This is a genomic window from Paraglaciecola sp. 20A4, from assembly GCF_011378905.1.
In the GTDB taxonomy this organism is placed as follows: Bacteria; Pseudomonadota; Gammaproteobacteria; order Enterobacterales; family Alteromonadaceae; genus Paraglaciecola.
On record NZ_WTPY01000001.1, the window covers coordinates 335566 to 349323 of the forward strand.

General features: G+C 43.4%; 9 protein-coding genes. 6 read left to right on the top strand and 3 right to left on the bottom strand.

What is annotated here, in order from left to right:
• Positions 1-6: 6 nt before the first annotated feature.
• Positions 7-1260: a sugar MFS transporter gene (locus tag GQS54_RS01370; protein WP_166422207.1), complete on the bottom strand. Its 1254-nt coding sequence runs from the start codon at positions 1258-1260 to the stop codon at positions 7-9.
• Between the two features lie 205 nt (positions 1261-1465).
• Between GQS54_RS01370 and GQS54_RS01375 the strand changes: the two genes are divergently transcribed.
• The 3 genes from GQS54_RS01375 to GQS54_RS01385 are packed head-to-tail and all read left to right on the top strand — an operon-like array spanning position 1466 to position 5195.
• Positions 1466-2812, top strand: a complete 1347-nt coding sequence (locus GQS54_RS01375; RefSeq protein WP_166422208.1) for a GH1 family beta-glucosidase — start codon at positions 1466-1468, stop codon at positions 2810-2812.
• Between the two features lie 16 nt (positions 2813-2828).
• Positions 2829-4154, top strand: coding sequence for a glycoside-pentoside-hexuronide (GPH):cation symporter (locus tag GQS54_RS01380; RefSeq protein ID WP_166422209.1), 1326 nt, complete (start codon positions 2829-2831; stop codon positions 4152-4154).
• Between the two features lie 42 nt (positions 4155-4196).
• Complete coding sequence (locus GQS54_RS01385) at positions 4197-5195, top strand: LacI family DNA-binding transcriptional regulator (protein ID WP_166422210.1); 999 nt, start codon at positions 4197-4199, stop codon at positions 5193-5195.
• A gap of 155 nt (positions 5196-5350) precedes the next feature.
• Here the strand turns inward: GQS54_RS01385 and GQS54_RS01390 are convergent, their stop codons facing one another.
• Positions 5351-7768, bottom strand: coding sequence for a glycoside hydrolase family 3 N-terminal domain-containing protein (locus GQS54_RS01390; RefSeq protein WP_240919792.1), 2418 nt, complete (start codon positions 7766-7768; stop codon positions 5351-5353).
• 221 nt (positions 7769-7989) lie between these two features.
• Between GQS54_RS01390 and GQS54_RS01395 the strand changes: the two genes are divergently transcribed.
• From GQS54_RS01395 to GQS54_RS01405, 3 genes are all read left to right on the top strand, one after another.
• Complete coding sequence (locus GQS54_RS01395) at positions 7990-8745, top strand: NUDIX hydrolase (RefSeq protein WP_240919793.1); 756 nt, start codon at positions 7990-7992, stop codon at positions 8743-8745.
• Between the two features lie 136 nt (positions 8746-8881).
• Positions 8882-10018: a glycoside hydrolase family 43 protein gene (locus tag GQS54_RS01400; RefSeq protein WP_166422211.1), complete on the top strand. Its 1137-nt coding sequence runs from the start codon at positions 8882-8884 to the stop codon at positions 10016-10018.
• A gap of 119 nt (positions 10019-10137) precedes the next feature.
• Positions 10138-11538: a sugar porter family MFS transporter gene (locus GQS54_RS01405; protein WP_166422212.1), complete on the top strand. Its 1401-nt coding sequence runs from the start codon at positions 10138-10140 to the stop codon at positions 11536-11538.
• 751 nt (positions 11539-12289) lie between these two features.
• Here the strand turns inward: GQS54_RS01405 and xylA are convergent.
• Positions 12290-13609 carry a xylose isomerase gene (xylA, locus tag GQS54_RS01410; protein ID WP_166422213.1) on the bottom strand — a complete coding sequence of 440 codons (1320 nt, stop codon included), beginning with the start codon at positions 13607-13609 and terminating at the stop codon, positions 12290-12292.
• Positions 13610-13758 lie beyond the last annotated feature (149 nt).

The following is a 13758-nucleotide window of genomic DNA, read 5'->3' on the forward strand; positions in this document are numbered from 1 at the left end:
GATAAGTTAGGCAGCTGAATATTGCGTAGGTTTAGAACCTTTCAGACCATAAAATGCGATGAATAAGTAACAAACGAGAGGTAATATAAACGACAGTTGTACGCCTATGTTATCCGCAAGTGCACCTTGTAATACTGGAATAATGGCACCGCCTACTATGGCTAAACATAAAATACCGGAGCCGCGACTCGTTAAGTCGCCAAGCCCAGTAAGAGCAAGACTGAAGATGGTAGGGAACATGATTGAGTTAAATAAACCCACCATTAAAATAGCCCACATGGCAACTTCGCCTTGCGCTGAAATAGCAAATGCGATTAAGGCCATGGCACATACGCTGTTAAAAGCCAGCAGTTTACCCGCAGAGATTTTTTGCATTACGGCTGCACCGATAAATCGGCCAACCATGGCTCCGCCCCAATAGTAACTGAGGTACGTGGCAGCAGTTGCCTCGGCTAAGCCGGCTATATGTTCTTCCCCAAGAAAGTTAACGATGAAGCTACCAATTGATACTTCAGCACCTACATAGATAAATAGACACACTGCACCTAACGCGAGGTGACGATGCTGTAATGGACTGCCTTTTGCCTGCGGGTGTGAATTATGCGTTTTTGGCGAGGAGGTATCGGGTAATGATATTTTTAAAAAGATAATTGCCAATAAAAAGAGCACCGAAGCTAGCACCACGTAAGGTAAAATAACGCTGTCAGCGGTAAGGTCTTTCTCAGCGAGAACCGAAAAAATAAGTGCGCCACCTATGATCGGCGCAAGCGTTGTACCCAGCGAGTTAAATGCCTGCGTTAACGTTAGGCGGCTTGATGCTGTTGCTGGTTTACCCAGTAACGTAACCAGCGGATTCGCAGCTACTTGTAAAATAGTGATCCCCGATGCCAGTACAAATAACGCACTTAGAAAAATCCAATAAGCGTGACTTGTCGCTGCGGGCACAAACAGTAAACAGCCAATGCAAGCGACGAGTAAACCAACACTGATACCTCGCTGAAAGCCAATACGCTTAACTAACCAACCTGCTGGAACTGATACTAAAAAGTACGCCCCGAAGAAACAAAGTTGGATCAACATGGCTTGTGTGTAACTCAGTGAGAATACGCCTTTTAGGTGTGGTATAAGTACATCGTTCATGGCTGTAATGAAACCCCACATGAAAAATAATGAGGTCAGCGAGGTCAAAGCGAAACGATAGCTTTGCGGCGCTGCGCTTTGAACTGGCTCAGGTGAAACGATAGTTGATGGATTGATCATGGTATTTTACCTGTCTGTTTTACGATCGATGTCGCGATATAAGCTTGATTTGTTGACCTAAGCGTAACAAAGTAATAACATTAATGTAAGCGCTTTCATTTGGTTTTTTGTAATTCAGTAAAAATCAGCAAACGTTTTGACTTGCAAGATGCGCTCTTTGAATTCTTCTACGCTTTTACTTACCGCAGGCAACTATTAATTGATTATGAAAATATCTCTCGCAAAATCATCTCCACTTAGCCAAGCTAATTTTACTTATGGCGTAGCCACCGCCGCCTTTCAGATTGAAGGGGCTGCTGAATCGCGCAGAGCATGCATTTGGGATACCTTTTGTGCTACGCCCGACAAGATTAAAGATAACTCTGATGGCTTAGTCGCCTGCGACCATTATCACCGATGGGAACAAGACTTAGATTTGATCGAGTCACTTGAAGTCGACGCCTATCGTTTTTCTATTTCTTGGCCTCGCGTTATCACGCGAAGTGGTGAGTTAGACCCACAAGGGGTGAGTTTTTACATCAAGTTGCTCGATGCTCTAAACAAAAAAAATATCAAACCCTATGTCACCTTATATCATTGGGATTTGCCTCAGCATTTAGAGGACAATGGCGGCTGGTTGAATCGTGAAACGGCTTATCACTTTCGTGATTATGTCGAACTTATCACTCAAGCATTTGGTGACAGAGTGTATTCCTACTCGACCTTGAACGAACCCTTCTGTAGTGCCTATTTAGGCTATGAATTAGGCATTCATGCCCCGGGTTTAGTGGGCAAAGCATTTGGTAAACAAGCCGCACATCACCTGTTATTGGCCCACGGTTTGGGTATGCAAGTACTGGCCAAAAACAGTCCAAATACCTTAAATGGTATCGTACTAAACGTGAGCCCTTGTTATCCCAAAACAGACAGCGAAGAAGATATTAAAGCAGCGTGGGCTGCTGATCAGAATCTAAACCATTGGTATGTTATGCCTGTGCTAGAAGGGAAATACCCCCAATCAATAGATACCCTGCCGGAAGCTGAAATGCCGCCAATTGAAGAGGGCGATATGGATATTATATGCCAGCCGATGGATTATTTGGGCTTGAATTATTATACCCGTGAGGTCTATCAGGCAATGGGAGAAGATGAACGGGAAAAGTGGGTAGACGAATCTCTGCCTTTTACCGACATGGGCTGGGAAGTATACCCTAAGGGCTTAACTGACATTTTGCTTCAACTTAACAAGCAATATACTTTACCGCCGATCTATATCACCGAAAATGGTGCCGCGATGCCGGATACCTATGCTAATGGCCAGGTACAAGATACTAATCGTATTGCGTACTTTCAGGGGCACTTACAAGCAGTGAGCGACGCCGCTGAAAAAGGTGTGGATATTCGCGGCTATTTCGCGTGGAGCTTGATGGACAATTTTGAATGGGCTGAAGGATACGAAAAGCGTTTCGGTATTGTTTACGTAGATTATGCCACCCAGCAGCGCACTATTAAGGCGAGTGGGTTAGCTTATCGAGATTTCATTAGTCGTCGCCACTTCGCCAAAAGCGCGTAGTTGCAGAGGGAGCATCATGATAAGCATAAAAGAAAAAATCGCTTATGGGTTAGGCGATACCGCCAGCAACATTGTTTTCCAGTCGGTGATGCTGTTTTTATCCTTTTTCTACACTGATATTTTTGGTATATCACCCGCAGTGGTGGGCACGCTATTTTTAGTCGTGCGTATTTTTGACGCGGTCACTGATCCGTTAATGGGGGCTATGACCGACCGTACACAAACTAAATACGGTAAGTTTCGGCCTTATCTATTGTGGTTAGCTGTACCTTTTGGAGTGATAAGTGTGTTGGCATTTACCACGCCTGACTTTACCGAACAGGGAAAGGTGATATACGCCTTCGCCACTTATGCTTTGCTGATGATTGCTTACACCGCAATTAATATTCCGTATTCTGCATTAGGTGGCGTGATAACAGCTGATCCTAAAGAGCGGGTTTCCGTGCAATCTTATCGATTTGTATTTGGTATGCTGGGTGGCTTAATTGTCACGGCATGTACTTTACCGTTGGTCGATTGGTTTGGTGCCGGTGACAAAGCAAAGGGCTATCAACTTACGATCGCTGCGATGAGTGCTGTGGGCGTGATTATGTTTTTTGTGTGTTTTGCCGGTACGAAAGAGCGGGTGATTGCGCCGAAGCAAAATTCTACCTTTAAACAGGATATGGCTTCATTGTGGCAAAACGATCAGTGGCGCATTTTGTGTGCGGTGGCATTTTTTGTGTTGATTGGTATGGTGATGCGCAACACGTTGGCAATTTATTACGTGAAGTATTTTCTGCTTCGAGAAGACCTCATCACGGCGTTTATTACCCTAGGCATGATCGGTAATATATTAGGCTGCGCGGTGGCGCCAAGCGTAGTGAAACGTATATGTAAAATTAAAGTCTACAGTGGTGTGTTAATTATTGCTGCTGTGATGTGTGTAGGCAGCTATTGGATTAAGCCTGACCAGTTGGTTTTAGCTTTTGTTATTTACTTCATCGGTAATGTCTTTCTACAAATGGGCACCCCTTTGTTATGGGCTAAAATCGCCGACACCGTTGATTATGGTCAGTTTAAAACCGGTGTGCGCATTACAGGCATGACATATTCATCCGTGGTTTTTTTCATTAAACTTGGCCTTGCTCTTGGAGGCGCTATTGTTGGCTGGCTTTTGGCTTCTTATGGCTATCAACCCGACACGGCTCAAAGTGCAGAAGCCGTCAATGGTATTTTGGTTTCCTTTACTATTTTCCCAGCGATGGCGTTTATCGTTGTATCTTGGCTCATGAGTCGTTATAAACTCAACGACTATAAGGTAATGGAAATTCAAAGTGTTATCGTCAAGGAGACACATTGAGATTTTCACAGCGGAATTTAATTAAGGTAAAGAACAAACGTTATGGCGACAATTTATGAAGTGTCTGCGCTCGCGGGAGTGTCCCTAGCTACTGTCTCTAGAGTGATGAATGGCGGAACCCGGGTCAGCGAAAAGACCCGGGATAAAGTCAATAAAGCAGTGGAGGCTCTAAATTATCGGCCCAGTTCCATTGCCCGTTCATTGGCGTCAAATTGCTCGAACAGTGTAGGAATTCTTGTTTCTGAATTACACGGCCCTATTTATGGCGAGATGATGAGCGGCATTGAAAAGCAACTTCGCACAGCAGGCAAGCACGTTATTATTGCCGCAGGGCACAGTGATGCCGTTAGCGAAAAGGATGGCATTGAATTCTTGATAGACAGAAACTGTGATGCGCTTATTTTACACGTCGAAGCGATTAGCGATGCGTATTTAATTGAGCTTGCGAAAAGCAAACACCCCTTTATTTTAATCAATCGTTACATTCCTCAAATCAGCGACAATTGCATCAGTTTGAATAATCGCCGAGGGGGGTATTTAGCCACCAAAGCGTTATTGGAACATGGCCATCGTGATATCGCGTATATATCAGGGCCGTTGTGGAAAATGGACGCCAGTGATCGTTATCTAGGTCATCAAGACGCCTTGTCTGAATACGGTATTATCTGTAACGAGACATTATTGTTCGAAAGTAACTTCCAAGAAGAGGGGGGCAATGAAGGTATCTTAACCTTGCTGGACACACATATTCCCTTTAGTGCCGTAGTATGCGCCAATGATGAAATGGCTGCTGGCGCGATGCAAGCTGCTCGCGACAAAGGCTTAGCTGTACCGGATGATATCTCTGTAATGGGATTTGATAACATTTTACTCGCGCAATATATGTACCCTAAGCTTTCTACTGTGAATTACCCGGTAAAAGATATGGGAAAAATGGCGGCCAGCTGGATTTTAAAGAATATATATCAAGCGCCTCAGCCTGAGATCACCCACGTATTTGAGCCTGAATTAGTATGGCGCGATTCGGTCAATAGTTTGTAGTCAGCGAAATCGTCGATTAATTTTCGTATTAGCGAGATAATTTTATTGCTGGCATTAAGCCAATGTAGGATGGGTAAAAGTTTTGCAGTAAAACGTAAATAAGACGGCCACAATTGGGCCGTCTGAATCGTTATTAACGAGGAGGGATCTTTATATTACAAGATGCTTACCTCTGTTAGATAGGCTTTGTTTTTTTGAGTAATTTCACTTACTTGGCCGACTATCTCAAATGGCTCTTCTAATCGAATATCATCTGAAGCACTGCCAATCATCACATTTATTGCGCCAGGCTCGACTACGAACTGCATATCTACGTTATAAAATGCAAGTAAGTTAACCGGTAGCGTAAAGGTAACGCGTTTACTTTGACCTGCTTTTAATGCCACCCGTTTAAAGCCTTTAAGTTCTTTAACTGGGCGCGTCACACTGGAAAATACATCGCGAATGTATAATTGCGCGACTTCTTCTCCATCGACTTTACCATCATTGGTTAGAGTAAAACTGGCAATTACCTTGCCATTTGCTTGCGCATTGCTGGCGTCTATCGTTAAGTCACTGTAGGCAAACGTGGTGTAACTTAAGCCGTGGCCAAATGCGAAAGCAGGGGCTGTATCAGCAAAAATATAACCGCGTTTTGCCGATGGTTTATGGTTATAAAACACCGGTAATTGCCCCACGGTTTTGGGTAAGCTCAAAGGTAATTTCCCGCTTGGGTTTACATCACCAAATAGTACGTTTGCTATCGCGGTACCGGTTTCTTGGCCTAGATACCAAGCTTCAATGATTGCTGGAGCGTCTTGATATAAATTACCAAGTGTTAAAGGACGACCGTTAGATAAGATAACGACTGTAGGGGTACCAGTAGCTAATACCGCTTCTACAAGTGCATGCTGGCTGCCGAGTAAGTCTAAAGAGTCTCTATCCCCTAAATGATTTTCTGCCCAAGCTTCTCGTGACGTGCCTTCGTTTGACCCAACTACGACCACTGCAATATCACTACTTTTAGCCAGAGCAACGGCATCATCAATTAGTTGCTGTGCATTGCTTTGATCCGCAAGTTTCATATTCTCTTTATTCCAGCGTTCTTTTGAATAGCTTTGCGCTTTGACTGATGCAGGTGAAGGATCTTTAATGTCTTCAGTAATAACAGCACCACGGGAGAACTCAACTTTGGTCGATTGACCGAGTTTATTCCGAATACCATCGAGGATCGTTACCGTTTGACGAGGAATGTCACTGTAGCCACCAAGCAGCGTTTCATCTGCGTGGGGGCCAATCACAGCTACTTGCTTAATATCCGCACTGTTAAAAGGTAAAACCCCGTCGTTCTTTAAAAGCACCATTGCTTTTTCCGCACTGGTTTGCGCTAATGCGCGATGGGCTTTACTGCCAACGATAGCATGGACCTTATTTTCGTCAGTGTAAGGATTTTCAAATAAACCTAATTTAAATTTCTCACGTAGGATCCGAGCGACTGCGGTATCGATTTTATGAAGTGGGATTTTTTTCTCCGTGACCAATTTTTCCAAAAGCGGGAAAACGTCGCGATCAGGCATTTCAACATCAACACCAGCATTGAGTGCCATGATCGCCGCGTTTTCATCACTTCCAGCTAAACCATGCCTCGTAATTAGCTCTTTTATGGCGTAGTAATCACTTACTAATAAACCGTCAAATCCCCATTCATCTCGCAAAATATCGGTAAGCAACATCTTGTTAGCATGAGACGGTATACCGTCAATTTCATTATACGACGCCATTACGCTGCCCACATGAGCAAGCGTTACTGCCGCTTCAAACGGGAATAAAAATACTTCACGTAGTGCGCGTTCACCAATGGGGGCGGGAGCGATATTAAGTCCACCCGTGGGTTGACCATGACCCGCTAAATGCTTGAGCGTTGCCATAACACGGTTGCCGGGGATTTGTTGATCATCGCCTTGAAAGCCTTTTACGGCTGATACACCTAACTCAGCGATAAGATATGGATCTTCGCCCATGGTTTCTTCGATACGACCCCAACGAGGATCCCGCGCGACATCCAGAATCGGTGTAAGGGCTTGATTTCCGCCGCGTGCTCTGACTTCTTCGGCACTGGCTTGGTAAATATCGTGAATTAATGTTGGATCCCATGTACTGGCCATCGCAATAGCTTGGGGAAAGCTGGTGGCTTCACTAGCTGCGTGACCATGAAGTGCTTCTTCATGGAAGATAGCAGGAATGCCTAGGCGGGTATTTTCGACTAGCCATTTTTGGATTGCATTTGTATATTTAACGGTATCGACAGGGGAAAGGTCTTCGCTGGGCCGGGCCACGTGGCCAATGCCTAAGGGCAAAATCTTCTTTGCCATGTCGGTCTTCAATACCCCGTTAGAACCCTTTAATTCTCGCCCTTCGTGCCAGACTGTTTCTAACTGAGCGACCTTCTCCTGAAGTGTCATTTGCCCAAGCAAGTTGCTGACTCTTTGCTCGGTGGATAAACTTGAATCATGGTAATCGCTGGCTGCGAAGCTACTGAACGCTAGAGTGACAAATCCCAATGCGCAGACTTTTTTAACGGAAAACATTCTCATCTCAAATTCCTATTCGGTGCTAGAGGAGTGGAATACCCAAATTGCTAGTTTTCATTCTGCAAGATCCCACACTATTGACTAGTGTAACGAGATGAAATCATAATGGTCATTGTGACAATTTGTAAATCAATTATTATATTTTAGTAAAATTACTTTTCTGCGCGTTATTTATACTAATCACGACTTGTTTACCGATTGTGAATAAAAGGATTTTGTTTAAGATGCCTAACAATGTAATTTTTGAAAATAATTTAGGGTTAAGGGGAAACCAATTGCACAAAACTAGCAACGAATTATCCAAACCACACGTGATTCAAGCCTTGTCGGTAGATAATGTGGTGTTAGGTATAGAAAATGGTCGTTTAATGGTTTTGGCCGCCAAATACAACACAGGGTTAGCGCAGGGACAATGGGGATTGTTAGGGGGCTGGGTTGGATATGATGAACCTATCGATAGCGCCGCCAAACGGATCTTAAAGATGATCACTGGCGTTGATGACATGTATCTTGAGCAGTTTCGTGCTTTTGGTGAGGTTGGGCGTTACCCAGCTGAGCGCGTAGTGACGATTGCTTATTATGCGTTAGTCCGCCCAGACCTATACAAAATGATGCCAGGAGGTACGGCGTCGCATGTTGAATGGTGCGATGTACTTCATTTGCCGGATTTAATTTATGACCATGGCGATATTGTTAAGGCCGTTTTACTGCATTTAAAAAATAAAGTCCGCCATGAACCTATTGGTTTTAATTTACTACCGGAAAAATTCACATTATTACAACTTCAGGAAGTGTACGAAGCGATCTTAGACGTCAAATTAGATAAGCCTAATTTCAGACGAAAAATTTTAAAAATGAATCTGTTAATCGATTGTGACGAAAAACAAAAAGGCGTGATGCATCGCGCAGCAAGCCTATACCGATTTGATATGGTGGTGTATCAAAAGCTTTGTGAACATGGCTTCAACTTTGAATTTTAACTTTTAGGTAATTGTGCTTTTTCATTCGGGCTTTACTATTTTTGCCATAAATAGAAATTTAGTGGTGGTGTGCTAGACACGACTCGTTACATATGGTTAACATGACTATAACTAATTTAATGAGTAGGATTTCATAGTGCATACACGTTATTTATCTATTTTGGCTATTGCTGGTGTGATGCTATCTGGCTGTACAGAGCAAGCCCAAAAGAACGAAACGACTGCTGATACTTCGTCGGTTTCAGACGTTTTGGCTATTCAGGCTTCAGGGAAGCAAGAAAAAGACCAAGGACTAGACGAATATAAGTCTAAGTCTTTGCCTTTAGTAACAAATATATACACAGCGGATCCGTCAGCCCATGTGTTCGACGGCAAGTTATATATCTACCCTTCTCATGATTATGAGGCCGGCATACCGCAAGATGACAATGGCGATCATTTTGCAATGCGTGATTACCATATTCTGTCAATGAATGAAGTGGGTGGCGAAGTAACTGAGCACGGCGTGGCATTATCGGTTGATGATGTATCTTGGGCAGGGCGACAAATGTGGGCGCCTGATGCAGCAAGCAAAAATGGTCAGTATTACCTCTACTTTCCCCTTAAAGACAAACAAGATATTTTTCGTATAGGTGTGGCGATTAGCGATTCACCCGTTGGGCCATTTAAACCCCAGCCAGAGCCTATGGCGGGCAGTTTTAGTATGGACCCTGCGGTATTCGAGGATGACGACCAGCAACATTATTTGTTCTTTGGCGGTATCTGGGGTGGGCAGTTACAACGCTGGACAAAAGGCGAATATAGCTCACAAGATGACTACCCTGCAGACGATGCGCCTGCATTGATGCCCAAAGCGGTGAAGTTAGCTGCCGATATGGTATCAATGGACGGCGAGCCGCAAGACATCATGATTGTAGATGAAAGTGGCCAGCCTATTAAGCAGGGTGATTTAGATAGGCGTTTCTTTGAAGCCGCGTGGGTGCATAAGTACCAAGGTAATTACTATTTATCTTATTCTACTGGTGATACCCATAAAATCGTTTATGCCATGAGTGAAAACCTGATGGGTCCTTATACTTACAAAGGTGTGGTACTTGATCCTGTTGTTGGGTGGACCAATCATCACTCAATCGCACAGTTCCAAGGTAAGTGGTACTTGTTTTATCACGATAGCACTTTGTCAAAAGGGCAGACCCATCTGCGCAGTGTGAAAATGGCAGAGCTGAAATATAACCAAGACGGCACGATAGTTCCTTATCAAGCTTATTACTAAACATAAGATTTAAGCTTGAACCTTATGGTTAGGCTTTTTGTGAATTAGCGTCAAAATTGAACCAATAAGTAATAATTCAATGAGGCGCTTTCCATCGGGATAACAAAGAGGAATACGTTTTGTCTCAGAATAAAGAAAATACGCTGATGATCATTCTTGTCAGTTGCGTCGCGACCATAGGTGGCTTCTTATTTGGTTTTGATAGTGGAGTGATAAATGGCACGGTAGACGGACTACAAAGTGCTTTTAACTCCGATAACGCGGGTACTGGTTTTAATGTTTCCAGTATGTTGCTGGGCTGTGCCGTTGGCGCATTTAGTGCTGGACGACTAGCTGATAGGTTTGGGCGTCGACCTTTACTGATTACTGCTGCAGTATTTTTTATAATAAGTGCCTGGGGCTCAGGGGTGTCAACATCATCTATGGAGTTTGTGGTTTATCGTATATTGGGTGGTTTAGCGGTAGGGGCTGCATCTGTTATGGCGCCTGCTTATATAAGCGAAATTGCGCCTGCACGTTTTCGCGGCACGCTTTCTTCAGTTCAACAAGTCGCTATTATTTTTGGACTCTTTTCAGCCTTTGTAAGTAATTACTTTTTAGCGGATTTTGCTGGTTCATCTACTGCTGAATTTTGGATGGGATTTCAAGCATGGCGCTGGATGTTTTGGATTGAATTAATTCCTGCGTCGTTGTTTTTAATTGCACTGATGTTTATTCCTGAGAGCCCGCGCTATTTGGTGATCAGCAAGAATACAGAAAAAGCCAAGCGAGTATTAAGTGCGTTATACGGAGATGCGCAAGGACAAAGTAAGTATCAGGAAATTGATGCATCTCTCGAGACTCAGACATCTGCGCCTAAGTTGTCAGACCTAATCGATAAAGTCAGTGGCAAAATACGCCCTATCATGTGGGTCGGTATTGGTTTAGCAGTCTTTCAGCAGCTAGTAGGTATAAATGTAGTGTTCTATTATGGTGCTATTTTATGGCAAGCGGCTGGATTCTCAGAATCCGATGCGCTGATGATCAACGTAATCAGCGGCGCGGTTAGCATTGCAGCGGTATTCGTTACCATGTTTTTGATTGATAAGGTGGGGCGTAAACCCTTTCTGTTGATTGGCTCTGTTGGCATGACCATCGCCTTGAGTACTATGGTGTACGTCTTTGCAAACTCTGGTACTGATGCCAGTGGTAACTTAAGTCTAGGAGATCAAGGTGTTGTCGCACTTGTTGCCGCGAATGCCTATGTATTCTTCTTTAACTTGTCTTGGGGCCCTGTTATGTGGGTCATGCTTGGGGAAATGTTCCCGAATCAAATTCGTTGCTCTGGATTAGCCGTCGCGGGGTTTGCGCAGTGGGGGGCTAACTTTATAGTTACCTTTACTTTCCCAATTTTCTTAGCCTCAATTGGCTTAGCTGGGGCGTATAGTATTTACGCGATTGGGGCATTGATTTCAATTGTATTTGTATTTAAATTGGTACAAGAAACCAAGGGTAAAGAGCTGGAAGAAATGCAAGGTTAAACCCTAAGGATACTCAATTACAAAGCCGCTATTGGGGGTCACTTCAATAGCGGCTTTTATGTATTTGATATTTCATACTCTGATATAAAATACATGCATATTAAAACTAGTTTATGCTGCGCATTTAACGGGTGTTTGCTTGTTGCGCTGCAACAAGCAAACACATATACATACTGATGTAGACGTTTCAGATATGTCTATCGGTGAGATGGTGTAGCTTATCTTACATTTTACTGCGCCCTAGACACGACAAAACAGAAATGCGCTAATCTAATACCCGTTCCAATAAACAATTGCCCTCTGTGAATTCATTCAGCGGATTTTGAAAAAGGCGTCGGTGCGCAGTAATGGTTGTTCCCTTTCAAAAACCGAGAACGTAGTACAAAACCCGCTAGGGTATTCCCTTCGGGCGAATTTTAAAAGGACTTACTCTTTGTTGCTCGAACTCGAAAGAGCATCATGTGATTTTTAATAAAGGGCTATCATTCAAGCGCCTCGATTATGTCCTTTTAAATTTTTGCTGAGTGATTAATTATTTACCGGAATTGGTATAACAAGTAGTCGGTTAGAGATTGTCGTACATCGGCACTTATAGAAGGAGGATAGAAGTCTGAATTCTAAAGCCATTACTGTAATGGAGTAGCAAAGACGAGAGTTAGTACTAAAAAAATGGCCTAACACGTGTTAGGCCAAGTATGCAGAGAGCCACAGGACACAGCTCGACGATATATACGGTAAATAGGAGTGGCTATTAACCGTATAAAACGTTGTTTACTTTATTCTCAAGCAATTCTTGCTGACCACTGACGTGCTTAGGCTGAAGATTTTTATCAATACACAATTTTGATAACGACTCTAAAGTGAAATCGCCTCCTTGAATGCCTTTTCCTAAATCACCATTCCAACCGGCATAACGCTTACTCACAGCTTGACCCAAGAAGTCACTTTCAATCATCTGTGCGGCCTTTTTTAAAGCCATTGCAAGATGATCCATACCGCCAATGTGGGCAATAAACATATCTTGTGGATCTGAACTTTGACGACGTAATTTTGTGTCGAAGTTAAAGCCACCAGAAGTGAAGCCACCCGATTTAAGCATTTCATAGATAACCAACGTTAACTCTTCAACGCTATTAGGGAATTGATCGGTATCCCAGCCAAGTTGAGCATCACCGCGGTTAGCATCTATGCTACCAAATAAACCAAGTGAAATAGCTGTCGCCACTTCATGTTGAAACGAGTGGCCAGCCAATGTGGCATGGTTCGCTTCAATATTAACTTTAAATTCGTTTTCTAAACCGTACTGCTTTAAGAAACCATAAACGGTCGCGGTGTCGTAATCATACTGGTGCTTAGTAGGCTCTTGAGGTTTAGGCTCAATCAACAGTAATCCTTTGAAACCAATCTTATGCTTGTGCTCAACCACCATATTCATAAAGCGACCAAGTTGTTCGCGCTCTTGACGTAAATCGGTGTTAAGCAATGTTTCGTAACCTTCACGGCCACCCCATAATACGTAGTTTTCTCCGCCTAAACGTTTAGTGGCGTTCATTGCGTGCATAACTTGAGTCGCGCCATAAGTGAACACTTCGGGATTAGGGCTAGACGCAGCACCACTCGCGTAGCGAGGATTACTGAATAAGTTTGCTGTGCCCCATAATAGTTTAAGCCCCGTTTCTTCTTGCTTGGCTTCAAGTACATCGGTCATTTGAGCAAAGTTGTTGATGTACTCTTTGATAGAGTTCCCTTCAGGAGACACATCAACATCGTGGAAACAGTAGTAAGGAATATTGAGTTTTGAGAAAAATTCAAATGCCACATCGGCTTTTTCTTTTGCCCGTTGCATAGCATCCCCTGGCTTCAACCACGGACGATCAAATGTACCTGCACCGAAGACGTCAGCGCCATCCCAGCAGAAGTTATGCCAGTAACATGCTGCAAGGCGTAAGTGGTCTTTCATACTTTTACCCAACACTATTTCGTCAGGGTTGTAATGGCGAAAGGCCAGCGGATTTTGTGAACTTGTACCTTCAAATTGTACTTTTGGGATGTCTTTAAAATATTCAGCCATGGGGCTCTCCTAATATATTATGTTAACGACTCATCTTCGGTTACGTTCATCATCACAACAGATGATGAGCGTCACAATTATGTTTTTTAGGTTAACTTTTGTGTTTTGTGGGTTTTTCAATAAAGTCGTTGGGCATCGAACTATTTAAT

What these genes read in the sequence shown, in the direction of transcription:
- GQS54_RS01390 (WP_240919792.1), bottom strand. Translation starts at nt 7,768, where the DNA reads ATGAGAATGTTTTCCGTTAAAAAAGTCTGCGCATTGGGATTTGTCACT.
- GQS54_RS01375 (WP_166422208.1), top strand. Translation starts at nt 1,466, where the DNA reads ATGAAAATATCTCTCGCAAAATCATCTCCACTTAGCCAAGCTAATTTT.
- GQS54_RS01385 (WP_166422210.1), top strand. Translation starts at nt 4,197, where the DNA reads ATGGCGACAATTTATGAAGTGTCTGCGCTCGCGGGAGTGTCCCTAGCT.
- xylA (WP_166422213.1), bottom strand. Translation starts at nt 13,609, where the DNA reads ATGGCTGAATATTTTAAAGACATCCCAAAAGTACAATTTGAAGGTACA.
- GQS54_RS01370 (WP_166422207.1), bottom strand. Translation starts at nt 1,260, where the DNA reads ATGATCAATCCATCAACTATCGTTTCACCTGAGCCAGTTCAAAGCGCA.
- GQS54_RS01380 (WP_166422209.1), top strand. Translation starts at nt 2,829, where the DNA reads ATGATAAGCATAAAAGAAAAAATCGCTTATGGGTTAGGCGATACCGCC.
- GQS54_RS01395 (WP_240919793.1), top strand. Translation starts at nt 7,990, where the DNA reads ATGCCTAACAATGTAATTTTTGAAAATAATTTAGGGTTAAGGGGAAAC.